This window comes from Streptomyces sp. NPDC001903, from assembly GCF_042891345.1.
GTDB lineage: Bacteria > Actinomycetota > Actinomycetes > Streptomycetales > Streptomycetaceae > Streptomyces.
Map to the genome: position 1 here is coordinate 20,043 of NZ_JBIASZ010000030.1, position 22,944 is coordinate 42,986.

Annotated in this window: 16 protein-coding genes and 1 riboswitch; of the genes, 7 read left to right on the forward strand and 9 right to left on the reverse strand. The window is 74.0% G+C overall.

From position 1 onward, the window contains the following. The first annotated feature begins 131 nt into the window (after positions 1-131). A complete protein-coding gene (locus tag ACFYZS_RS38460) occupies positions 132-1,163 on the forward strand; it encodes a trypsin-like serine peptidase (RefSeq protein WP_389023641.1) in 1,032 nt (343 codons plus the stop codon). A 10-nt stretch (positions 1,164-1,173) separates the two neighbouring features. Here ACFYZS_RS38460 and ACFYZS_RS38465 read toward each other — a convergent pair whose 3' ends face one another. After that, positions 1,174-2,589 (reverse strand): NAD(P)/FAD-dependent oxidoreductase, encoded by a 1,416-nt coding sequence (locus ACFYZS_RS38465; RefSeq protein WP_389023644.1) that lies wholly within the window; start codon positions 2,587-2,589, stop codon positions 1,174-1,176. 144 nt (positions 2,590-2,733) lie between these two features. Beyond that, entirely contained in the window at positions 2,734-3,666 is a 933-nt protein-coding gene (locus tag ACFYZS_RS38470) for an oxidoreductase (RefSeq protein WP_389023647.1), read from the reverse strand. Between the two features lie 160 nt (positions 3,667-3,826). On the opposite strand from ACFYZS_RS38470, the gene cbiE reads away from it, so the two are divergent. From cbiE to ACFYZS_RS38490, 4 genes are read left to right on the forward strand one after another with little or no spacing between them, the layout of a single operon-like run. Beyond that, entirely contained in the window at positions 3,827-5,119 is a 1,293-nt protein-coding gene (gene cbiE, locus ACFYZS_RS38475; RefSeq protein ID WP_389023650.1) for a precorrin-6y C5,15-methyltransferase (decarboxylating) subunit CbiE, read from the forward strand. After that, the gene (gene cobM, locus ACFYZS_RS38480) at positions 5,116-5,865 is read left to right on the forward strand and encodes a precorrin-4 C(11)-methyltransferase (RefSeq protein WP_389023653.1); all 750 of its coding nucleotides are present in this window, start codon (positions 5,116-5,118) and stop codon (positions 5,863-5,865) included. The genes cbiE and cobM overlap by 4 nt, the downstream gene beginning before the upstream one ends. Further along, positions 5,855-6,616 carry a cobalt-precorrin-6A reductase gene (locus ACFYZS_RS38485; protein ID WP_389023656.1) on the forward strand — a complete coding sequence of 254 codons (762 nt, stop codon included), beginning with the start codon at positions 5,855-5,857 and terminating at the stop codon, positions 6,614-6,616. The genes cobM and ACFYZS_RS38485 overlap by 11 nt, the downstream gene beginning before the upstream one ends. Positions 6,617-6,658: 42 nt before the next feature. Continuing rightward, positions 6,659-7,348 (forward strand): hypothetical protein, encoded by a 690-nt coding sequence (locus ACFYZS_RS38490; RefSeq protein WP_389023659.1) that lies wholly within the window; start codon positions 6,659-6,661, stop codon positions 7,346-7,348. Between the two features lie 21 nt (positions 7,349-7,369). Here the strand turns inward: ACFYZS_RS38490 and ACFYZS_RS38495 are convergent, their stop codons facing one another. From ACFYZS_RS38495 to cobG, 3 genes are read right to left on the reverse strand one after another with little or no spacing between them, the layout of a single operon-like run. Further along, positions 7,370-8,881, reverse strand: coding sequence for a precorrin-2 C(20)-methyltransferase (locus tag ACFYZS_RS38495; protein WP_389023662.1), 1,512 nt, complete (start codon positions 8,879-8,881; stop codon positions 7,370-7,372). After that, positions 8,878-9,525 carry a precorrin-8X methylmutase gene (locus ACFYZS_RS38500; protein ID WP_389023665.1) on the reverse strand — a complete coding sequence of 216 codons (648 nt, stop codon included), beginning with the start codon at positions 9,523-9,525 and terminating at the stop codon, positions 8,878-8,880. The genes ACFYZS_RS38495 and ACFYZS_RS38500 overlap by 4 nt, the downstream gene beginning before the upstream one ends. Continuing rightward, positions 9,522-10,838: a precorrin-3B synthase gene (cobG, locus tag ACFYZS_RS38505; RefSeq protein WP_389023668.1), complete on the reverse strand. Its 1,317-nt coding sequence runs from the start codon at positions 10,836-10,838 to the stop codon at positions 9,522-9,524. Before cobG ends, ACFYZS_RS38500 begins: the two co-directional genes overlap by 4 nt. Positions 10,839-10,976: 138 nt before the next feature. Then, positions 10,977-11,114, forward strand: a riboswitch (cobalamin riboswitch). A 32-nt stretch (positions 11,115-11,146) separates the two neighbouring features. Here cobG and cobN point away from each other — a divergent pair. Both cobN and ACFYZS_RS38515 read left to right on the forward strand, forming a co-directional pair. After that, on the forward strand, positions 11,147-14,755 hold the full coding sequence (cobN, locus tag ACFYZS_RS38510; protein ID WP_389023670.1) for a cobaltochelatase subunit CobN: 3,609 nt from the start codon (positions 11,147-11,149) through the stop codon (positions 14,753-14,755). Positions 14,756-14,996: 241 nt separating this feature from the next. Then, a complete protein-coding gene (locus ACFYZS_RS38515; RefSeq protein WP_389023673.1) occupies positions 14,997-17,231 on the forward strand; it encodes a germacradienol/geosmin synthase in 2,235 nt (744 codons plus the stop codon). A 52-nt stretch (positions 17,232-17,283) separates the two neighbouring features. Here the strand turns inward: ACFYZS_RS38515 and ACFYZS_RS38520 are convergent, their stop codons facing one another. From ACFYZS_RS38520 to ACFYZS_RS38535, 4 genes are all read right to left on the reverse strand, one after another. Further along, complete coding sequence (locus ACFYZS_RS38520) at positions 17,284-18,516, reverse strand: GNAT family N-acetyltransferase (protein ID WP_389023676.1); 1,233 nt, start codon at positions 18,514-18,516, stop codon at positions 17,284-17,286. A gap of 68 nt (positions 18,517-18,584) precedes the next feature. Beyond that, positions 18,585-19,844 (reverse strand): YncE family protein, encoded by a 1,260-nt coding sequence (locus ACFYZS_RS38525; protein WP_389023678.1) that lies wholly within the window; start codon positions 19,842-19,844, stop codon positions 18,585-18,587. 123 nt (positions 19,845-19,967) lie between these two features. Continuing rightward, a complete protein-coding gene (locus ACFYZS_RS38530; RefSeq protein ID WP_389023681.1) occupies positions 19,968-21,131 on the reverse strand; it encodes an XdhC family protein in 1,164 nt (387 codons plus the stop codon). Positions 21,132-21,205: 74 nt separating this feature from the next. Further along, the gene (locus tag ACFYZS_RS38535) at positions 21,206-22,669 is read right to left on the reverse strand and encodes an NCS2 family permease (RefSeq protein ID WP_389023684.1); all 1,464 of its coding nucleotides are present in this window, start codon (positions 22,667-22,669) and stop codon (positions 21,206-21,208) included. Positions 22,670-22,944: the final 275 nt, after the last annotated feature.

Genomic DNA, 22,944 nt, shown 5'->3' on the forward strand with positions numbered 1-22,944 from the left:
ATGACCGGGAAAGGCCGGGGGCCGCGGCTGTGAGGACGGACACGTTCCGGCCCGGAACTGCCGTCGTCGCGCCGTCCGTCGAACAGGGGGCCGATCGGGACGCGATCGGCGTTTGCGGGCGGGAGCGGCACATGTTCACCAGGGTTCGCGGGCGGGCCGTACGGGTCTGCCTGCTCGTCGGCGTGGGCTGCGCCGTGCTGATGGGGTGCGCCGGGCTCCTGTGGAAGCTGCACGGCGTGACGGCCCACCTGGCGGACGGGGATCCCGCGGAGGGCAGCTACGTGCAGAACCCGCAGGAGGCCGACCGCACGGCGGCGGCCGTACGGGAGGGCCCGGCGCGGGAGGCGCCCCCGCAGGCCCCGCAGGCCCCCCAAACCCCGCAGGCGCCCGGGGCCGCTGCAGGGCGGGACCCGGCCCGGGATCCCGCCGCACCCGCCCCGGCCGCGCAGGGCACGGGCGGCCCCCCGGCCGGCGTGCACTGGCGGTCGGGCGGCTGGCGGCCCTCCGACCCGCTGGTCGCGCGGCCCGCCGCGGCGGAACCGGCGATCGGGGCGCTGTTCTCCCCCGGCGAGGACGCGGACCAGGACCACCACTGTTCGGCGAGCGTGGTCCACTCCCCCGGCGGCGACCTCGTCGCCACCGCCGCCCACTGCGTCTACCGCGGGATCCTCGGCTTCCGCACCAACCTCGCCTTCGTCCCCGGCTACCGGGACGGCCTGGCCCCGTACGGGGTGTGGGTGCCCACGCGGATCGACGTGGACCCCCGCTGGATCGAGGACCAGGACCCCGACTACGACGTGGCCTTCCTCCGGGTGCGCCGGCCGGGCCACCCCGGTGAGCGGCTGGAGGACGCCACCGGGGCCCAGACGATCCGGTTCGGGCCCGAACTGCCCGCGCCCGCCCGGGTCGTGGGCTATCCGAACGACACCGAGCACCCGGTGGAGTGCTTCAACACCGCCCGTGCCGAGGGGCCCGCGCAGTTGCGGCTGGACTGCGCGGACGTTCCCGACGGCACGAGCGGTGGTCCGGTGCTGACCGACGCGCACACCCTGATCGGGGTGGTCGGCGGCCGCGACGGGGGCGGCGACGAGCTGACCTCGTACAGCAGCCTGTTCGGCGACGGGGTGCGCGCCGTGTACGAGCGCGCCGTGGCGGCCCGCTAGACGGGACGCCCTACGCCCCCGAGTCCACCGGGGCCTTGTGGTGCGGCGGGTAGTCCGCGGTCTCCGGGGCCGTCGGCAGCCGCCACTTCGACAGGACCCGTATCACCGTGCCCGGGCTCAGCAGGACGTTCGGCGAGAGCGCCAGCGACAGCACCCCGAAGAAGGGCCGGGAGATCTCCGGGTCGGCGTTGGCGCCCACGATCACCCGGGACATGTATGCCTGCAGGACCTTCGTCGCCCGGTCGGGCGGCGGCCCCTCGGTCTCCGGGTAGCGCATGTCCTCGCTGGTGGCGATCTGCCAGGCCACGTCGGAGGCGGCCGCGGTGCGCCGCTGGATGCGCCGGGCGGCCGCGGCGATCTCCCGGGGCGCCAGGCCCCGGATGGCCCCGGCCAGCGCGTCCGCGGCGAGGGCCGCCACCGTCATCCCCTGCCCGTACACGGGGTTGACCCGGCAGAGGGCGTCGCCGAGGACGAGGAATCCGGCCGGCCAGCGGTCGAGCCGCTCGAAGTGGCGCCACTCGTTGGCGGTGTTGCGGTAGCTCGTCGGTGTGGACAGCGGTTTGGCGTCGCGCAGGGCGTCGTACAGCACCGGGGTGCGCAGGGTCCGGGTGAATTCGAGGAACTCCTCGTCCCCGGTCGGCGGGGCGTGTTCGCCGTTGCCCGTCAGCGTCACGAGCCAGCGGCCGTCGTCGAGGGGCACCAGCACTCCGCCGCGCGGGTTCTCGGGGCGGCCCTGGACGTAGATCCCCTGCCAGCGGCGGGCCGGGTCCGGCGGGATCTCGTAGTAGCGGCTGGAGTAGCCGAGGTGGGAGTCGTAGCGGGTGGTCGCCGGGGCCGGGTGGCCGAGGGCGGCCAGCCAGGCCGGGGCGCGGGAGGTCCGGCCGGTCGCGTCGACCACGAAGCGGGCGGGCAGCGGGTCGCCCTCGCGCAGCCGTACGCCGGTGACCGAGCGGCCGTCGGGTCCGGCGAGGAGCCCGGTGGCCATCGATCCGGAGCGGACCCGGATGCGCTCGTCCCTCAGCACCTCCCGGCGGACCGTCCAGTCGATCAGCTCCCGGCTGCCGATCAGGATCCGGGACCCGGGAACCGGCTGGAACCAGTCGGCCGGGCTCAGCCACAGGAAGTCCCGCGGCGTCTCCATCAGGGCCGCCCCGGCGGCCAGCAGCTCGCGGGTGACCCCGGGCAGCAGCCCCTCCATCAGGTCCAGGCCACGCGACCACAGCACGTGCACGTGCCGGGACTGCGGCACACCGGACCGGAAGGCCGGCCCGGTGTCCGGCAGTTCGTCCCGTTCCACCACGGTCACGCGCGCGAACCGCTGGGCGAGCGCCCGCGCCGCCAGCATCCCCGCCAGGCCTGCGCCGAGGACCACCGCGTGATCGTGGGCTTCGTGGGCTTCTGGGTGGTTGTCCGTGTCGTCGTCCATGGCGCCGAGTCTCCCGTGCCGGCCGGCCGGCGGATCAGGTCCCGCCCGGGGCGCCCCGAGGCACCCCGGGGGCGGACGGGGGGCTCACGGAGGGGCGCCCGTACGGCGGCCCGTACGGCGGCCCGGATCCGGACCGCCGCCCGCTCAGCGCGCGAGGAAGCCGTACGGGACGGAGGTCAGCTTCTCCGAGGCCGCCCAGAGCCGCTCGCCGGACGCGTCGTCCAGGGTCCACTTCGCCCGCCAGGAGCGCACCGGCGCCCCGCGCCAGCCGAGCCGCGGTCCGTAGAACGCGTCGGGGCGCACCCCGGGGGCGGTGGCCGCGTACAGCGTGGGCAGCGCGCCGGAGGCGGCGGACTGGGCGAGGACGGCGGCGCCGAGGCCCATCAGGCGCGACATGGGCCGGTGGCCCTCCTGCCGCGAGGCACCGGCGTGCAGGTTGGTGGAGGCGTAGCCGGGGTGCGCGGCCGCCGCGACGATCCCGGAGCCGGCGGCTTCCAGCCGCCGGGCAAGCTCGTGCGTGAAGAGGAGGTTCGCGGTCTTGGAACGGCCGTACGCGATCCAGCGCCGGTAGCCGTGCTCGCCGTTCAGATCGTCGAGGTCGACGTCGCCGAGCGCGTGGAACCCGCTGGAGACCGTGACGATCCGGGCCCCGGGGGCCGCGGCCAGCAGCTGGGGCAGGAGCAGGCCGGTCAGCGCGAAGTGGCCGAGGTGGTTGACCCCGAACTGGGTCTCGAACCCGTCGGCGGTCCGCCCGTACGGCAGCGCCATCACACCCGCGTTGTTCACGAGCAGGTCGAGGGAGCGGCGGCGCTGCCCGTGGACGTGGGCGAATTCCCGTACGGAGGCCAGGTCGGCCAGGTCCAGCGGGATGAACTCCACCTCGGCGCCCGGGACTTCGGCGCGCAGCCGGACCACCGCGGCCCGCCCGCGCGCCGAGCTGCGGCAGGCCAGCACCACGTCGGCGCCGCGCCGGGCGAGCTCGCGGGCGGCGACGTAGCCGATACCGCTGTTGGCTCCCGTGACGACGGCGGTGCGGCCGCTCTGGTCGGGGATGTTCTCGGCGTTCCAGCCAGGCATGTGAGCTCCCTCGCGACGGTGGGTTGCACGGTGCGGTGACCATGGGGTTACCGAGGGTAGACCTCGCCCTTCGCGGGGGTGGAGCCGGGGGCCGGTACCCCGGCCAGTAGGCTGCGGGTCCACCCGCCCGCTCCCCTTCCCGTTCCCGAGGTACCGCGCAGTGAGCTCCGCACCGCCGTCCCCCCTGCCCGTGTCGGTCGTCGGCCTCGGCGCCGACGGCTGGGCCGGGCTCACCGCCGCCGCGCGGTCCGCGCTGACCGGGGCCGAGGTGCTGATCGGCGGGCCGCGCCAGCTGGACCTGCTGCCGGCCGAGGACTGCCCGGGCGAGCGGGTGGCCTGGCCGAGCCCGCTGCGGCCCGCCGTGCCGAAGCTGATGGCCGAGCACGCGGGCCGCCGGATCGCCGTGCTGGCCAGTGGCGACCCCATGTTCTACGGGATCGGCCGGGCCCTGGCCGAGGAGCTCGGGGCGCAGCGCCTGCGGGTCCACCCGCACCCCTCCTCGGTCTCGTACGCCTGCGCCCGCCTGGGCTGGCCGGTGGAGGACACCGAGGTGGTCACGGTGGTCGGCCGCCCGGTGGCCCGGCTCGCGGCCGCGCTGTACGAGGGACGGCGGGTGCTGGTGCTCAGCGCCGGAGCGGCGAGCCCCGACGAGATCGCCGCCCTGCTCCGGGAGCGGGGCTTCGGCCCGAGCCGGATGCGGGTACTGGAGCAGCTCGGCTCCGAGCGCGAGGACACGTACGAGGGCCGGGCCGAGAGCTGGGACCGCGCGCCGGGCGACCCCCTCAACGTGGTGGCCGTGGAGTGCCGCCGGGACCGGCGCGGCCCCGTCCCCCGGCTCGGCGCGACCCCCGGCCTGCCCGACGCCGCGTACGAGCACGACGGCCAGCTCACCAAGCGCCACGTCCGGGCGGCCACGCTGTGCGCCCTCGCCCCGGCCCCCGGCGAACTGCTGTGGGACATCGGCGGCGGATCCGGCTCCATCGGCATCGAGTGGATGCGGACGCACCCCACCTGCCGGGCGGTGGCCGTGGAGCGCGTCCCGGAGCGGGCCGCCCGCATCACCCGCAACGCGGCCGCGCTCGGCGTCCCCGGGCTGCGCGTGGTCACCGGCGCCGCGCCCGAGGCGCTGGCCGGGCTGCCCGCTCCCGACGCCGTGTTCATCGGCGGCGGGCTGACCGCGCCGGGCCTGCTGGACGCGGCCTGGGCGGCGCTGGCCCCCGGTGGCCGGCTGGTGGTCAACACCGTGACCCTGGAGTCGGAGGCGGTCCTCACCGAGCGCTACCGGCGCCACGGTGGCGACCTGGTGAAGCTGGCCGTCGCGCACGCGGTGGCGGTCGGCGGTTTCACGGGCTGGCGGCAGGCGATGCCGGTCACCCAGTGGTCCGTGACGAAGCCCTGGCCGGACCATCCCACGACGCAGGACCAGAACGAGGAAGAGGACCAGACGACATGACCGTGTACTTCATCGGCGCGGGCCCCGGCGCCGCCGACCTGATCACGGTGCGCGGTGCACGGACGCTCGCCGCCGCCCCCGTCTGCCTGTACGCGGGCAGCCTGGTCCCGCGCGAACTGCTGGCCGAGTGCCCGGCGGACGCCCGCCTGGTCGACACCTCGCAGCTGAACCTCGACGAGATCATCGCCGAGTGCGTACGGGCCCACGCGGCGGGCGAGGACGTGGCGCGGCTGCACTCCGGCGACCCGTCGATCTTCAGCGCGGTGGCGGAGCAGATGCGGCGCCTCGACGCCGCCGGCATCCCCTACGAGGTGGTGCCCGGCGTACCGGCGTTCGCCGCGGCGGCGGCCGCGCTGAAGCGGGAGCTGACGGTGCCCACCGTCGGCCAGACGGTGATCCTGACCCGGATCGCCCAGCAGGCCACGCCGATGCCGCCCGGCGAGGACCTGGCCACGCTCGGCCGCAGCGGGGCGCTGCTGGTGCTGCACCTGGCCACCCGTTATGTGGACCGGGTCGTCGCCGAGCTGCTGCCGCACTACGGGGCCGAGTGCCCGGTGGCGGTGGTGGCCATGGCCAGCCGCCCCGACGAGCTGATCCTGCGCGGCACGCTGGCCGACATCGCGGCCCAGGTGAAGGAGGCCGGCCTGGTCCGCACCGCGGTCATCGTGGTGGGCCGTACGCTCGGCGCCGAGCAGTTCCGCGACAGCCACCTGTACTCCCCCGAGCGCGACCGGCATGTCTGCTGACGCAGCCCCGGCCCACGTCCTGGTCCTGGGCGGCACGACGGAGGCCCGGCGCCTCGCGCAGGCGCTGGCCGCGGATCCCTCGTACCGCGTGACCACCTCGCTCGCCGGCCGGGTGTCCGCGCCCGTGCTGCCGCCGGGCGAGGTGCGGATCGGCGGTTTCGGCGGCCCCGGGGGCCTGGCCGCCTGGATCACCGCCCACCGGGTCACGCACCTGGTCGACGCCACGCATCCCTTCGCGCAGCGGATGAGCTTCAACGCGGCTGCGGGCGCGGCGCTTTCGGGCGTTCCCCTGCTGGCGCTGCGCCGCCCCGGCTGGTCCCCCGGCCCCGGGGACGACTGGCACTTCGCCGGCTCACTCGCCGAGGCGGCGGCGCTGCTGCCGGAACTCGGCGGCCGGGCCTTCCTGACCACCGGGCGCATGGGCCTGCACGCGTTCGCGCACCTGGCCGACACCTGGTTCCTGGTGCGCTCGGTGGACCCGCCGGACACGCCGGTCCCGCCGCGGCTCGAAGTCCTGCTCGACCGGGGTCCGTTCACCTTGGACGGCGAGCGGGAGCTGCTCGCCCGGCACCGGATCGACGTGCTGGTCACCAAGGACAGCGGCGGCTCCGCCACCGCCCCCAAGCTGACCGCGGCCCGTGAGGCCGGCATCCCGGTCCTGGTGGTCCGCCGTCCCCCGGTCCCGGAGGGAGTCACGGCGGCGGAGTCCGTGTCGGCGGCCCTGGAGTGGCTCGCGGCGGCCCCGGCCTGACCCGCCCGACGGTTGTCAGTGGGTGGTCCTACCCTCACCGGTATGAGCCCCACCACCTTGCTGATCCACGACGGCTCCGCCGCACCCCATGCCCCGGTCACCCGTATCGGAGGCCTGCCGCTGGCTCCCGCCGGCAGCGAGTGGCCCACGTGCACGGCCTGTTCCGGGCCGCTCGGGTTCATCGCGCAGCTGGTCCTCGACGGCGGGCGCGGGGTCCTCGCCGTCTTCATGTGCGCGAACGCCCCGGGCACGTGCGCGGAGTGGAGTGCGACGGCCGGCGGCAACAGGGCGTACCTCTTCCCGCCGGACGGGCTGGTTCCCGTACCGCTGCCCGCGCTCCCCGCCGCCGAGGCCGACGGGAGCGACGAGGACGACGGGGACGACGGGGACGACGACAGCGACGAGGACGACGAGGACGTCCGGCAGCTCGGGGCGGTCCGCACCGTCGAGCGCGTCACGGTGGACGAGCCGGAGTACCGGCTCGCCGCCAAGGCCTGGTCAGAGCGGAGCGGGCGCCCCGCGAACGAGGCGCTCGGCCGGCTCGGCGGCACCCCCGACTGGCTCCAGTACGACGAGACGCCCGACTGCACGGGCTGCGGCGCCCCGATGGAGTTCATCGCCCAGCTGGAGGAGGGTCCCGACCCCCTCACCGCTCCCAACTTCGGCTCCGGCAGAGCCTATGCGCACGTCTGCGCACCTTGCGGGCGGGCGGCGTTCCTCTGGCAGTGCTGAGAACGCCGCCCGGCCCGGCGGTCAGGCCTCCGGATAGCGGCGCGGGGTCCACGTCACGCGGGAGCCGTCCGGGCGCTCGGTGACCTGGGTCTGCGAGGAGCCGATCAGCAGGATCGTGCGCATGTCCACCTCGGAGGGCTCCAGTTCGCCGAGCGCGAGGACGCGGACCGACTGCTCCGGGCCGCCCACGTCCCGGGCGACGACCACCGGGGTCTGCTCCGAACGCAGCTCCAGCAGCAGCTCCTTGGCCTGGGCGACCTGCCAGGTCCGGCTGCGCGAGCCCGGGTTGTACAGGGCGAGCACCAGGTCCGCCGCCGCGGCGGCGCGCAGCCGCTCCGCGATGACCTCCCACGGCTTGAGCCGGTCCGAGAGGGAGATGGTGGCGTAGTCGTGGCCGAGCGGGGCCCCGGCCGCGGCGGCTGCCGCGTTGGCGGCGGTCACCCCCGGCAGGACCCGTACGGGCACGTCCTTGTACTCGGGCTGCCCGGCGACCTCCAGGACGGCGGTGGCCATGGCGAAGACGCCCGGGTCGCCGCCGGAGACCACGGCCACGCGCTTGCCGCGGCGGGCCAGGTCGAGCGCGAACTCGGCGCGCTCCGACTCCACCTTGTTGTCGGAGCCGTGCCGGACCTGCCCCGGCTTGGCGGGGACCCGGTCCAGGTACGTGGTGTACCCGACGAGCACCTCGGCGTCGGCCAGCGCCCGCCGCGTCTCGGGGGTGAGCCAGAGCGGCCCGGCCGGGCCGGTGCCGACGACCACGACCTCGCCGGGGCCGGACGGCACGCTGCCCGGATTGCCGATGCGGCTGGGCACGACGGCGACGGCGAAGTACGGGACGCTGTCGGGGTCGGTGTCGGCGAGGACGCCGGTCCGCTCCCCCTCCATGGTGGCGCGCTCCACGTACCGGGCCTCCGCGAGGCGGCCGCTGCCCTCCATGGCCCGGCGCACGGCGGGGAAGGTGCGGCCGAGCTTCATCACGACGGCGGAGTCGGTGGCGGCGAGGCGGGCGGTGAGCTCCTCCTCGGGCAGGGTGCCGGGCAGGATCGTCAGCACCTCCTCGCCCTCGACGAGCGGGGTGCCCAGGCGGGCCGCGGCGGCGCTGACCGAGGTCACGCCGGGGATCACCTCGGCCTCGTAGCGGTCGGCGAGCCGCTTGTGCATGTGCATGTACGAGCCGTAGAAGAGCGGGTCGCCCTCGGCGAGCACGGCGACGGTCCGCCCGGCGTCCAGGTGCGCGGCCAGCCGGGCGGCGGAGGCCTCGTAGAACTCCTCCATCGCGCCCTGGTAGCCGCCGGGGTGGTCGGTGGTCTCGGTGGTGACCGGGTAGACCAGCGGCTCCTCGACGTGGTCGGCGCGCAGGTGCTTCGCGGCGATCGAGCGGGCGATCGAGCGGCCGTGGCGGGCGCTGTGGTACGCGACGACATCGGCCTCGGCGATGACCTCGACGGCCCGCAGGGTCATGAGGGAAGGGTCGCCGGGGCCGAGCCCGACGCCGTACAGCTTTCCGGTACCGGTGCCGGCTGCGGTGCTCATTCTTCCTCGCTCGCGATCGCGTTGACGGCGGCGGCCGCGATGGCGCTGCCGCCGCGCCGGCCGCGCACGATCAGGTGGTCGAGCCCGGAGGCGTGGGCGGCGAGCGCGTCCTTGGACTCGGCGGCGCCGATGAAGCCGACCGGGACGCCGATGACGGCGGCGGGGCGCGGGGCGCCCTCCTCGATCATCTCCAACAGCCGGAACAGGGCGGTCGGCGCGTTGCCGACGGCGATCACGGAGCCTTCCAGCAGGCCGCGGTCGCGCCAGACCTCGAGGGCGGCGGCGCTGCGCGTGGTGCCCATCTTGGCGGCGAGGGCCGGGACGGCCGGGTCGGACAGGGTGCAGATCACCTCGTTGTCCACGGGCAGCCGCTTGCGGGTGACACCGCTGGCGACCATCTGCACGTCGCAGAGGATCGGCGCGCCGGCGTGCAGCGCGGCCCGCGCGCGGAGCACGACGTCCGGGGTGTAGCCGAGGTCCTGGGGCAGGTCGGTCATTCCGCAGGCGTGGATCATGCGCACCGCGACCTGGGCGACGGAGGCGGGCAGCCCGGAGAGGTCCGCCTCGGCGCGGATCGTGGCAAAGGACTGGCGGTAGATCGCCGCGCCGTCCTTCTCGTACTCGAACACTGTGTACTCGCTCATTTCTTCGCTGCGTCGTGGGAGGTGGTACGGCGTACGGCCGCGAGGGCCGCGGGAAGTTCGGAGGCCGGGACGCCCCGGAGCGGGGCGCGGCCGGTCGCGGTCAGGTCGTACCCGTCGGCGGTGGCGACCACGTCGGCCCAGGCGGTGCCGCGGGGGTGCCCGCACCGGCGTTCGCAGCCGGACCAGTGCACGGGCAGCGGGCGGGTGCCCGGTGCCGCCTGCACCACGACGGCGCGCGCGTCGGCGCGTACGTCCGCGCGGGATTTCGCGCAACCCGGCTTCCCGGTACAGGCGGTGACGGACCGCCAGGGATCGCCGGGAGCGGTCACGAGCCCGGCCGCGGCGAGCTCGGCGAGCGCGCCCGCGGCGGCTCCGGCGGGCAGGCCGGGGACGACGATCCCGCGCCAAGGGGTCAGGCGGAGCCGGCCCGTGAGCCCGGCCAGCCGGCGCCACTGGGCGGTGGTGAGGCGGCCCAGCGGCGCGAACACGCTGAGCGCGGCGGCGCCTTCGGGGCCCTCGACCACACCCGGCTCGGGGGGCGGTCCGCTCGGGGCGGCGCGGTCCCGTACGACGGCGGCCGGGATACCGGAGGCGGCGAGTCGTGCAGCCAACTCCTCGGAAAGCATGGCCTGTTCGGCAGGAAGCTCCGACACCCGCCAGGCCCGGGTACCGGCCCGGCGGACGGCGTCCAGGAAGTACCCGGCGGCCGCGAGCGCGGCCCGCGGACCGTCGGCGGCGGCCACCAGCAGGGCGTCCGCCGGGTCGGCCGTCCACAGCAGGGCCCGGTCCCCGTCCCCGGCGGCGGCCAGGTTCACATCGGCGTCGAGCGAGGTGACGTCCCCGCGGCCGTCGTCGAGGGCGAACAGGAAGCGCCCGGACAGCCCGGCCGCCGGCGCGCTCGCGCACAGCAGCCGGTCCAGCTCCGCCACCCAGGGCGCGACGTCGGGCAGCGCCCGCCGGTCCAGGCCCGTCAGCGGCGAGGCGACGATGTTGCGGACCCGCTCGTGGGTGGGCGCGGGCAGCAGCCCGGCCCGTACGAGCACGCCCTGCAGCTCGCCCCCGCAGCTCGCACCGAGCCCGCGCAGCTGCGCGTTGCCCCGCGAGGTGAGGTCGATGTGCCCGTCGCCGAGCCGGTCCGCCGCATCGGCCAGGAGCAGGGCCGCGCCCGCGTCGAGCATCCCGCCGGGTATCCGGATCCGGGCCAGGTGCCCGTCGTCCGCCGCGTGCAGCCGCAGCGCACCGGGGCAGGCGTCACCGCGGTCACGTATGACCGGTTCGTCCCGCGATGCGGCGGAAGGGGGCTGGGGCGGCATGGCGGCGAGCATACCCACGATTGCCCGACCCCGGCCTGTGTCCGTCACCACCCGCCCCCGCGCCCCACCCTCCGCCCGACCTGCCCCGATCCGCTCCGCGGGCGTCGGACACCCCCACTCCCGGCCAGGGAGAACGCCACCTAAGATGACCACCGGCGGAGCCACGTGGCCCGCTGGGAGGAAGCCCGGTGCGAATCCGGCGCGGTCCCGCCACTGTGAACCCGCGGAGCGATCCGCCGGGTGAGTCAGGAACTCCCGCTGTCCTCACTGCCCGGGGCGCGGAAACCCCGAGGAAGGCATGCCGCCGCATGATCCTGCTGCTGTCGACGTCCGACACCGATCTGCTCAGCGCCCGCGCCGCGGACGGCCCCGTGCCGTACCGGTTCGCGAACCCCTCCCGCCTTCCCCTCGAAGACCTCCCCGCCCTGCTCGACGGCGTCGACCTGGTCGTCGTACGCCTCCTCGGCGGGCTGCGCGCCTGGCAGGACGGGCTCGACCTGCTCCTGGCGCCGACCCAGACCCGCCCGGTGGTCGTCCTCACCGGCGAACAGGCCCCGGACGCCCAGCTGATGGAGGCCTCGACGGTCCCGATCGGCATCGCCGCCGAGGCGCACGGCTACCTCGCCCACGGCGGCCCCGCCAACCTCGACCAGCTGGCCCGCTTCCTGTCCGACACCGTGCTGCTCACCGGCCACGGCTTCGAGCCGCCCGCCGCGGCGCCCACCTGGGGCCCGCTGGAGCGCACCCCGGTGCGCCCGTACGGCCCGCGCATCGCCGTGCTGTACTACCGCGCCCACCAGATGAGCGGCAACACCGCCTTCGTGCACGCGCTGTGCGACGCCATCGTGGAGACCGGCGGGACGCCCGTACCGCTGTACGTGTCCTCCCTGCGCAGCCCGGAGCCGGAGCTGATCGCCGAACTGGAGTCGGCGGACGCGATCGTCACCACGGTGCTCGCGGCCGGCGGCACCAAGCCCGCCACCGCCTCGGCCGGCGGGGACGACGAGTCCTGGGACGCGGGCGCGCTCGCCGCCCTCGGCGTGCCGATCCTGCAGGCCCTGTGCCTGACCGGCTCGCGCAGCGCCTGGGAGGAGAACGACGAGGGCCTGTCCCCGCTCGACGCCGCGACGCAGGTCGCCGTGCCCGAGTTCGACGGCCGCCTGATCACGGTCCCGTTCTCCTTCAAGGAGCTCGACGAGGACGGACTGCCCTCGTACGTGGCCGATCCCGAGCGCGCCGCCCGCGTCGCCGGCATCGCCGTGCGGCACGCCCGGCTGCGGCACATCGAGCGCCGCGACAAGAAGATCGCGCTCGTCCTGTCCGCGTACCCGACCAAGCACTCCCGCATCGGCAACGCGGTCGGCCTCGACACCCCGGCCAGCGCCGTGGAGCTGCTGCGCACGCTCATCGCGGGCGGTTACGACTTCGGCCCCGTCGAGGAGATCCCGGGCCTGGTCTCGGGCGACGGCGACGAGCTGATCCGCGCCCTGATCGAGGCCGGCGGCCACGACCAGGACTGGCTGACCGAGGAGCAGCTGGCCCGCAACCCGGTCCGGATCCCCGCGGCCGACTACAAGCGGTGGTTCGCCGAGCTCCCCGCCGAGCTGCGGGGCAGCGTCGAGGAGCACTGGGGCGAGGCCCCGGGCAACATGTTCGTGGACCGCTCGGCCAACCCGGAGGGCGACATCGTCCTCGCGGCGCTGCGCCGCGGGAACCTGCTCATCCTGATCCAGCCGCCGCGCGGCTTCGGCGAGAACCCGATCGCGATCTACCACGACCCGGACCTGCCGCCCTCGCACCACTACCTGGCCGCGTACCGCTGGATCCAGGCGAGCGCGCAGGACGGCGGCTTCGGCGCCGACGCGATGATCCACCTGGGCAAGCACGGCAACCTGGAGTGGCTGCCGGGCAAGAACGCCGGCCTGTCGGCGGCCTGCGCGCCCGACGCGGCGCTCGGCGACCTGCCGCTGATCTACCCGTTCCTGGTCAACGACCCGGGCGAGGGCACCCAGGCCAAGCGCCGCGTGCACGCGACGCTGGTCGACCACCTGGTGCCCCCGATGGCGCGCGCGGAGTCGTACGGCGACATCGCACGCCTGGAGCAGCACCTGGACGAGTACGCGCAGATCTCCGCGATGGACCCGGCGAAGCTTCCGGCGATCCGCGCACAGATCTGGACGCTGATCCAGGCCGCGAAGCTCCACCACGACCTGGGGCTGGAGGAGCGTCCGGACGACGACGGATTCGACGACTTCCTGCTGCACGTCGACGGCTGGCTGTGCGAGGTCAAGGACGCCCAGATCCGCGACGGTCTGCACGTCCTGGGCGGCGCTCCGACCGGCGACGCCCGGGTCAACCTGGTCCTCGCGATCCTGCGCGCCCGCCAGATCTGGGGCGGCACGACGGCCCTGCCCGGCCTGCGCGAGGCGCTCGGCCTGGACGAGTCCGCGGCCACCCGGACGACCGCCGACGAGGCGGAGGAGGCGGCCCGCGCGCTGGTCCAGGCGATGGAGGACGCCGACTGGGCGCCGGAGGCGGTGGCCACGGTCGCCGCGGACCACTCCGCGGACGTCGCGGCGGTCCTGGACTTCGCGGCCCGCGAGGTCGTCCCGCGCCTGGCCGGCACGACGGACGAGATCGCGCACGTGGTGAGCGCGCTGGACGGCGCCTTCGTCCCGGCGGGTCCCTCGGGCTCCCCCCTCCGCGGCCTGGTCAACGTCCTGCCCACGGGCCGGAACTTCTACTCCGTCGACCCGAAGGCCGTCCCCTCCCGCCTCGCGTGGGAGACGGGCCAGGCACTGGCCGACTCGCTCCTCACCCGCTACCGCACGGACAACGGCGAGTGGCCGGCCTCCGTCGGCCTGTCGCTGTGGGGCACGAGCGCGATGCGCACCTCCGGCGACGACGTCGCCGAGGCCCTCGCCCTGCTGGGCGTCCGCCCGGTCTGGGACGAGGCCTCGCGCCGCGTCACCGGCCTGGAGCCGATCCCGCTCGACGAGCTGGGCCGCCCCCGCATCGACGTGACCCTGCGCATCTCGGGCTTCTTCCGCGACGCCTTCCCGCACGTCATCGGCCTGCTGGACGACGCGGTACGACTGGCGGCGGGGCTGGACGAGCCCGCGCAGGAGAACTTCGTCCGGGCCCACGCGCAGGCCGACCTGGCCGTCCACGGTGACGAGCGCCGCGCGACCACCCGTATCTTCGGCTCGCGCCCGGGCACGTACGGCGCCGGCATCCTCCAGCTGATCGACTCCCGCGACTGGCGTACGGACGCCGACCTCGCGGAGGTCTACACGGTCTGGGGCGGCTACGCGTACGGCCGCGGCCTGGAGGGCCGGGCGGCGCGCGAGGAGATGGAGACGGCGTACAAGCGGATCACGGTGGCCGCGAAGAACACGGACACCCGCGAGCACGACATCGCCGACTCGGACGACTACTTCCAGTACCACGGCGGCATGGTGGCCACGGTCCGCGCGCTGCGGGGCACGGCCCCGGAGGCGTACATCGGCGACTCGACCCGCCCGGAGACGGTCAAGACCCGCACGCTGGTGGAGGAGACGTCCCGCGTCTTCCGCGCCCGCGTGGTGAACCCGAAGTGGATCGAGGCGATGCGCCGCCACGGCTACAAGGGCGCCTTCGAGCTGGCCGCGACGGTGGACTACCTCTTCGGCTACGACGCCACGACGGGCGTGGTGGCGGACTGGATGTACGACAAGCTGACGGAGACGTACGTCCTGGACCCGACCAACCGCGCCTTCCTGGAGGAGGCCAACCCCTGGGCCCTGCACGGCATCGCGGAACGCCTCCTGGAGGCCGAGTCCCGCGGCATGTGGGAGAAGCCGGACCCCCGGATCCTCGAATCCCTGCGCCAGGTCTACCTGGACACGGAAGGCAACCTCGAGGCCGATTCGGAGTAGTCCGCTCCGCGGCGCCCGCACCTGCCGAGCCGTCCTCCTCGCCCCCGCCGTGGGCGAGGAGGACGGCTTTTGCCGTGCGCGTATCCCCCACGAGGCACCTGCGGCCCAAAACGGCTCGCGCGTCACCTGAAGCGGTGAACTCCTCCTTGTCCCGGCGGCGAAAGGGGTAGGGCCCTGCTGATCTCGTGCGGGGGGCCGCAGGCAAGGGCCCCCGCGCCCCGGACGAAAGGTCCAGCCCGCCGTGACACAGCCGTTTCAACTGCCGGATTTCTACGTGCCGTATCCGGCGCGCCTCAATCCCCACCTGGAGACCGCGCGAGCGCACACCAAGCGGTGGGCCCGCGGCTTCGGGATGCTGGAGGGGTCCGGCGTCTGGGACGAGCGGGACCTCGACTCGCACGACTACGCGCTGCTGTGCTCCTACACCCACCCCGACTGCGGCGCCGACGCGCTCGATCTGGTCACCGACTGGTACGTGTGGGTCTTCTTCTTCGACGATCACTTCCTGGAGGTCTACAAGCGCACCCAGGACCGCGAGGGCGCCAAGAAGTACCTCGACGGGCTGGCCGCCTTCATGCCGATGGACCTCGCCGACGGGTTCCCCGAACCGACGAACCCGGTCGAGGCGGGCCTGAAGGACCTGTGGTCGCGGACCGTGCCCGCGATGTCCATGGACTGGAGGGAACGGTTCTCCGAGTCCACGCGGAACCTCCTCGACGAGTCGATGTGGGAGCTCCACAACATCAACATCGGCCGGGTGGCCAACCCGCTCGAATACATCGAGATGCGCCGCAAGGTCGGCGGCGCCCCCTGGTCCGCCGGGCTGGTCGAGTACGTCTGCGCCGAGGTGCCGGCGCGCGTCGCGCACGCGCGCCCGCTCGAAGTGCTCCGCGACGCCTTCTCCGACGCGGTGCACATCCGCAACGACATCTTCAGCTACCAGCGCGAGGTGGAGCAGGAGGGCGAACTCTCCAACGCCGTCCTGGTCCTGGAGACCTTCCTGGACTGCACCACCCAGGAGGCCGCCGACCTGTCGAACGACCTGCTGACCTCGCGGCTCCAGCAGTTCGAGTACACGGCCCTCGCCGAGGTCCCCGCGCTCGCCGCCCGGCACGGCCTCGACCCCGTCGAGATGGCGTCCGTACTCGCCTACGCGAAGGGCCTGCAGGACTGGCAGTCCGGCGGCCACGAATGGCACATGGTCTCCAGCCGCTACATGAACCAGGAGGCCGGGGGCGGCGCGGCGGCCGCCCCGCTCACGCTGCCCTTCCTGCCCACCGGACCGGGCACCGCCGCCCTCGACCTGCGCTCGCTCCTCGTCCCCCGGGCCATGGAGCTGCGCCGGCGCAGCTTCACGCACGTGCCGTTCCGCAAGGTGGGCCCCTCGCTGCTGCCCGACTTCTCCCTGCCCTTCCCGCTCACCCTCAGCCCGCACCTGGACCTGGCCCGCCGCGACGTCGTGCGCTGGTCCCGGGAGATGGGCCTGCTGGAGCCGCAGCCCGGCGACCCCGGCTCCGACATCTGGGACGAGGACAAGCTGGTCGGCATGGACTTCGCCCTGTGCGCGGCGGGCATCGACCCCGACGCGACGGCGGAGGCCCTGTGCCTGAGCTCGCAGTGGCTGACCTGGGGCACGTACGCGGACGACTACTACCCCAGGGTGTTCGCCGGCTCGAAGTCCCCGGGAGCCGCGCGGGCGGCGACCGACCGGCTGATCTCCATGATCCCGGTCGATCCGGCCGAGGCCCCGGAGCCGGTCACCGCGATGGAGCGGAGCCTGAAGGACCTGTGGGCGCGGACCGTCGACGGGATGGACCCCGCGATGCGCGCCGCGTTCCGCGGGCACGTGACAGGGATGCTGGACAGCTGGGTGTGGGAGATCGGCAACTCCGTCGTGAACCGGATCCCGGACCCGGTCGACTACGCCGAGATGCGCCGCTTCACCTTCGGCTCGTACATGACGATGTTCCTCGCCAAACTCGGCCATGAGGGCGACGGGGTGCCGCCCGAGGTCTACCGGGACGGGGTGATGCGCTCGCTGGAGAGCGCGGCGGCGGACGTCGGGTGCATCACCAACGACCTGTTCTCGTACCAGAAGGAGATCGAGGTGGAGGGCGAGGTGCACAACCACGTCCTCGTCACCCAGAACTTCTTCGACATCGACTACCCGAGGGCGTTCGCGATCGTCGCCGACCTGATGGTGCAGCGCACCGAGGAGTTCGAGCACATCCGCGACCACCAGCTGCCGGTGCTCTACGAGGACCACGGCCTCGGCGCGCGGGAGCGGGCCTCGCTCGACGCGTACGTGCGGGAGTTGGAGGACTGGATGGCCGCCGTCCTCAACTGGCACCGGAACGTGCGCCGTTACCGCGACGAGGACCTGCACCCGAGGGCCGGCGGCGGGAGCTCGGGGGCGCGGCTCGGGCAGAGCTCCCCGTTCGGGATGGCGGCGGCCCGGATCTCGCTGCCCGCCTGACCGCGGCCGGGCCCGGCACGCCTCGCCGCGCCTCGCCTCGCGGCGCCCCGCCTCAGAACTCGTCCGCCGTGTGCGGCAGCAGGGGGGTGTGCAGGGCCGCGTCCAGGGCCGCCGCGGCGCCGGGGGTCCGCTCCGCCACCAGCCCGGCGGCGACCAGCTCGGCGACCCGGGTCCCGCCCAGGTAGCAGGCCGCGAGGTCCCGTACCTCCAGCTCCAGGTCGGCGGGGGCCCCGGCGGGGTCGTACGTCGCCCCGCCCGGCCCCGCCTTCAGCCGGAACCGCCCCGCGTTGGCGGGCAGCCGCACGTCGGCCAGCTCCAGCACCACCTCCACCGGCGCGGCCCAGGACCGCCGGGTCAGCGCCGCCCGTACGTCGACCAGGCGCAGCCAGAGCGCCGGGAACTGGGCGGTGATCCTGACCTGGTCCCGGTCGGCGGCGAACCGGAGCAGGGGGTCGTCCAGCGGCCGGCCCCACGCGGAGACCTTCCCGGTCAGGTCGAGGCCGGCCAGGCAGTCCCACAGGGCGGCGGCCACCGCCGGGGTGTCCGCCTCCAGTTCGTCCACGCGGACCAGGCCGGGGCTGCGGGCGGGGCCGCCGTCGGACTCGTGCTTCGTGCGGTAGAGCACGTACCCCGCGATCGGCTGTCCGGGATCGCCGAGGACGATGATCCGAGGAGGGCTCAACTCCTCGTCCTCCTCGTCCTGTTCGCTGAGCCAGGACTCGTTCCAGCGCTCCGCGTCGCGGGTCGGGCGGCCGGCCCGCCCGGCGCGGGCGGCCTCGTGGTACGGCCCGATCACCGCGAGTGCCTCCCGCGGGTCGAGCAGCCTCAGCGGGCGCGGGTCCGGGTCGATGCGCAGGGCCAGCGGGCGCGTGGAGTCGATCTCGATGGTGGCGCCCTGGGTGGCCGAACCGTAGCCGAAGCGGCCGTAGATGGCGGATTCGGAGGCCCACAGGGCGGCGACCGGGCTGCCCTCGGCCCCCGTGCGCCGCAGCTGCTCGTCCATCAATGCGGTGAGCACGCCGCGGCGGCGATGGGTGGGGGCGACGCTGACGAAGGTGAGCCCGGGGCAGGGCAGGTCCGCCCCGGGCACCGAGAGCCGGAAGTCGTGCGCGGCCATGAACCCGACCAGCGCGCCCCCGTCGTAGGCGCCGAGCCGTGCGCAGTGGCGCAGGAGGGTGTGGTGGCGTGCGCGGCCCTCCTCGTCGGGGCGGTCGTGGAAGACCAGGTACGCGAGCTCCAGAGCGCGGTCGATGTCGGCTTCGGGTACCTCGCGGATGTCCACCATGATCGGGAGACTAATCGGTCATCGCGGACCGGTCACCTCATATGGGCCGGGGTGGCCGGCGGGCGCCGCTACCGCGGACCCGTCCAGCCCGCCGGGACGTGGCCCAGGCGGACGCGCTGCGGGTGGTCGCCGACGGGGACGGACACCCGCTTGGTCCCGGTCGCGAAGTCGATGGCGGTGACCTGGTCCGCGCCGCTCTCGGAGATCACGCAGGCCGTGCCGTCCCCGTCGACGGTGGCCCAGTACGGCTTGTTCGCGGGCACCAGCGGCCCCTCGGTGAGGGAGGCGCGGTCCATGACGGTGGCGTAGTCGTCCATGGTGCCCGCGACGCAGAGCCTGGTCCCGTCCGGGCTCATGGACATCCCGTGGTGGCGGGAGTCGTTGACCCAGGTGGTGCGGTCGGGGTTGGTGGCGGGGTTGCGGGGAAGCTCCCTGATCCGGGTGATCCGGTCGGCGGCGACGTCGTACTCGACGACCCCGTTGAAGAAGGACACCTGGAAGTAGAGCTTCGACTCGTCGGGGCTGAAGGACATCGGGCGGACGGCGTCGGAGAGGTCCGGGCGGCCGAAGGCGTCGAGCCGCTGGCGCATGTCGATCACCCGGACGGTGCGGAAGGTCTGCGCGTCGACGACGGTGATCTTCCGGTCGCCCTTCGTCCAGTCCAGCCAGGGCGCGTCGAGGGCGGAGGTCACGTCCCCGATGGAGCTGTTCCACAGGAAGCGGCCGTCGCGGCTGAAGGTGTTCTCGTGCGGTTTGTCGCCGGTCGGGAAGGAGCCGAGTTGGCGGCCGGTGGCGATGTCGAGGACGTGCACGGTGTTGGCGGTGGAGGCGGAGACCGCGACCCGGGTGCCGTCCGGGGAGACCGCCATGTGGTCGGAGCGGAAGCCCGCGACGGGGAAGCGCCAGTTGATCCGGCCCGTGCGCACGTCGATCGAGACGACGTCGGCGAAGCTGGGGCGGGAGGCGACCACGGCGGTGCCGTCGGGGGTGGTGTACATGTCGTCGACGAACTGGTCGTGGCCCTCGCCCGCGCCGGCCCGGATGCCGAGGAAGAAGGCGAGCTTGACCGGGTTGAGGTGGATCTCGCGCAGCCGCTCCTCCTTGTCGGGGATCATGTCGAGCCGGCCGATCTTGGCGAGGTCGCCGGTGGAGGCGAGCACGTCGGCGGTGCCCTCCCAGTTGTTGCCGACGAACAGCACCTCGCGGACGCCGGGGCCGTCGGCCGCCGCGGGCCCCGCCACGAGCGCGGCAGCGGCCAGCACGGAGCCGGCGAGGAGCGTACGTGCGAGGGTGCGGGCGGTGCGGGGGGTGCGTGCGGTCCGGGACATCCGCTCAACTCCGTTAAAGGAAGGCGCTGTTACCGGCCGGTAAAATAGGCGGGACGGCGAAAGGGCGCAACCCCCGCGGGGTCGCGCCCTGAGTCGTTCTCCGGCGCCTTTCCGGCGCCGCCTTCAGGCGACCGAGCCGATCCGGCCGATCACCGTCTTCGAGGCGTCCGGGTGGATCGGTATGTGCGCCCCGGTGAGCGCCGCGCCCGATCCGCCGCGGCGGTTGGCGACGATCTCGGCGGCGATGGACAGCGCGGTCTCCTCCGGGGAGCGGGCGCCGAGGTCCAGGCCGATCGGGGAGCGCAGCCGGGCCAGCTCCAGCTCGCTCACGCCGACGTCCCGGAGCCGCTTGTTGCGATCCTCGTGCGTACGGCGGGAGCCCATGGCGCCCACGTAGGCGACGGGCAGCTTGAGGGCCAGTTCGAGGAGCGGGACGTCGAACTTGGCGTCGTGGGTGAGCACGCACAGGACGGTCCGCCCGTCCACCGCGCCCGCCGAGGACTGGGCCTCGAGGTAGCGGTGCGGCCATTCGACGACGATCTCGTCCGCCTCGGGGAAACGGTTCTTCGTCGCGAACACGGGCCGGGCGTCACACAGGGTGACGTGGTAGCCCAGGAACTTGCCGATCCGCACCAGGGCGGAGGCGAAGTCGATCGCACCGAAGACGATCATCCGCGGCGGCGGGACGCTGGACTCAACAAGCACCTTCAGCGGCTCTCCGCAGAGCCGCCCGTCGGCGCCGATCCCCAGTACGCCGGTCCGGCCCGCGTCGAGCATGGCGCGGGCCTCCTCGGCGATGGTGCGGTCCAGCTCGGGGTGTCCCCCGAAACCGCCCTCGAAGCCGCCCTCGCCCCGGACGAGCACGGCGCGTCCCAGGAGCTCGGCCGGCCCTTCCGCGATCCGGGCGACCGCCGCGGCCTCCCCGCGGGAGGCCGCCGCCAGCGCGGCCGCGAAGACCTCGCGCGCCGCGGATCCCACCGGCACCGGGGTGATGAGGATGTCGATGATCCCGCCGCAGGTCAGACCCACGGCGAAGGCATCGTCGTCGCTGTACCCGAAGCGCTCCGTGACGGTCTCGCCGTCCTCCAGCGCCTGCTGGCACAGCTCGTACACCGCGCCCTCCACGCATCCGCCGGAGACCGATCCGATGGCCGTGCCCTCGCTGTCGACGGCGAGTGCGGCTCCGGGCTGCCGGGGCGCACTCCCGCCGACCGCCACCACGGTGGCGACGGCGAAGTCACGTCCCTGCTCGACCCACCGGTTGAGTTCTTCGGCGATGTCCAGCATTGCGGCCTCCTCGGAGGGGTTCGGTTACCAGTATCGGATGCGTGGAGGGTCAGGGCCGGATCACCGGCTCCGCCTTACTTCACCCCGAGCCATGCCTCGATGGGGTGCTCCGCGAAGAAGACCACGAAGATCACGGTCAGCGCCCACATGAAGGCACCGATCTCACGGGCCTTGCCCTGTGCGACCTTGATCGCCACGTACGAGATCACGCCCGCGGCGACACCCGCGGTGATCGAGTACGTGAAGGGCATGAGCGCCACGGTCAGGAAGACCGGGATGGCGGTGGCGCTGTCGGCCCAGTCCACGTGGCGGGCGTTCTGCATCATCATCGCGCCGATGACCACCAGGGCCGCGGAGGCGACCTCACCCGGGACGATCTGGGTGATCGGGGTGAAGAAGAGGCAGGCCGCGAAGAAGAGGCCGGTGACCACCGAGGCGAGGCCCGTGCGGGCACCCTCGCCGACGCCGGTGGCGGACTCGACGAACACGGTCTGGCCGGAACCGCCGGTCAGGCCGCCGATGGCGCCGCCGGCGCCGTCGATGAACAGCGCCTTCGACAGGCCCGGCATGCGGCCCTTGTCGTCGGCCAGCTTGGCCTCGGTGCCGACGCCGATGATGGTGGCCATCGCGTCGAAGAAGCCGGCGAGCACCAGGGTGAAGACGATCATGCCGATCGTCATGGCGCCGACGTCGCCCCAGCCGCCGAAGGAGACCTGGCCGAAGAGCGAGAAGTCCGGCATCGAGATGGCCGACCCGTCCAGGGTGGGCGCACCGTTCTTCCATGCCTTCGGGTCGACGTCGGCGACGGCGTTGACGATCGCGGCGACCACGGTGCCGCCGACGATGCCGATCAGGATCGCACCGGGGATCTTGCGGGCCTGCAGCATGAAGATGGCGAGCAGGGTGATGCAGAAGATCAGGACGGGCCACCCGGCGAGCTGGCCGACCGGACCGAGCTGGACCGGAGGGGCGAACTCCCCGCCGTTGCCGACGAAGCCGGCCTTCACGAGGCCGATCAGGGCGACGAACATGCCGATGCCCATGGTGATGGCGTGCTTGAGCGCGAGGGGGATCGCGTTCATGATCATCTCTCGGAGGCCGGTGACGACCAGGAGACAGATCACGACGCCGTACATCACGCACATGCCCATGGCCTGCGGCCAGGTCATCTGGGGCGCGACCTGCGAGGAGAGCACGCCGGAGACCGACAGGCCCGCGGCCAGGGCCAGCGGGACCTTGCCGACGAAGCCCATGAGGAGCGTGGTGAGGGCCGCGGCGAAGGCCGTGGCGGTGATGAGAGCCTTCTGGCTCATGGTGTCTCCGGCGACGTCCTTGCCGGAGAGGATCAGCGGGTTGAGCAGGAGGATGTACGCCATGGCCATGAAGGTCGTGACGCCGCCACGAATCTCATTTCCGACGTTGGACCCTCTATGGGTGATGTGAAAGTACCGGTCGAGCCAAGAACGCCCGGCGGGGGTGCGAGAGCCGTCGCCGGCCTCTTCCGCGGTGGTCTTGGGCTCCACAGACGACTGGGTCATGGTGCCTAACTCCCAAGGTTCAAAGGGGCACCCGCATGGAGATTGAAGACGCGGGATTTGGGAAACTCCGTTTGGCTGCACGACCCGGGGTGACGGCCCGAGGCGACGCGAAATGCACTGCGTGTACTGCGGGTACTGCGGGGGTTCTGCGGTACTGGGGTGGTGCGGCGGCGGCTCCGGGGTGCCGGGGCCACCGGGTGTTGCGGTGGGGGTACTGCCGGTGAAACGACCGCGAGCGGTGCGGTTTTCCGTACTCCGGACTTCTGGCTCCGGGC

Coding starts and splice junctions, on each gene's coding strand:
- ACFYZS_RS38460 (WP_389023641.1), top strand. CDS start 132: ATGTTCACCAGGGTTCGCGGGCGGGCCGTACGGGTCTGCCTGCTCGTC.
- ACFYZS_RS38465 (WP_389023644.1), bottom strand. CDS start 2,589: ATGGACGACGACACGGACAACCACCCAGAAGCCCACGAAGCCCACGAT.
- ACFYZS_RS38470 (WP_389023647.1), bottom strand. CDS start 3,666: ATGCCTGGCTGGAACGCCGAGAACATCCCCGACCAGAGCGGCCGCACC.
- cobM (WP_389023653.1), top strand. CDS start 5,116: ATGACCGTGTACTTCATCGGCGCGGGCCCCGGCGCCGCCGACCTGATC.
- ACFYZS_RS38485 (WP_389023656.1), top strand. CDS start 5,855: ATGTCTGCTGACGCAGCCCCGGCCCACGTCCTGGTCCTGGGCGGCACG.
- ACFYZS_RS38490 (WP_389023659.1), top strand. CDS start 6,659: ATGAGCCCCACCACCTTGCTGATCCACGACGGCTCCGCCGCACCCCAT.
- ACFYZS_RS38495 (WP_389023662.1), bottom strand. CDS start 8,881: ATGAGCACCGCAGCCGGCACCGGTACCGGAAAGCTGTACGGCGTCGGG.
- ACFYZS_RS38500 (WP_389023665.1), bottom strand. CDS start 9,525: ATGAGCGAGTACACAGTGTTCGAGTACGAGAAGGACGGCGCGGCGATC.
- cobG (WP_389023668.1), bottom strand. CDS start 10,838: ATGCCGCCCCAGCCCCCTTCCGCCGCATCGCGGGACGAACCGGTCATA.
- cobN (WP_389023670.1), top strand. CDS start 11,147: ATGATCCTGCTGCTGTCGACGTCCGACACCGATCTGCTCAGCGCCCGC.
- ACFYZS_RS38520 (WP_389023676.1), bottom strand. CDS start 18,516: ATGGTGGACATCCGCGAGGTACCCGAAGCCGACATCGACCGCGCTCTG.
- ACFYZS_RS38525 (WP_389023678.1), bottom strand. CDS start 19,844: ATGTCCCGGACCGCACGCACCCCCCGCACCGCCCGCACCCTCGCACGT.
- ACFYZS_RS38530 (WP_389023681.1), bottom strand. CDS start 21,131: ATGCTGGACATCGCCGAAGAACTCAACCGGTGGGTCGAGCAGGGACGT.
- ACFYZS_RS38535 (WP_389023684.1), bottom strand. CDS start 22,669: ATGACCCAGTCGTCTGTGGAGCCCAAGACCACCGCGGAAGAGGCCGGC.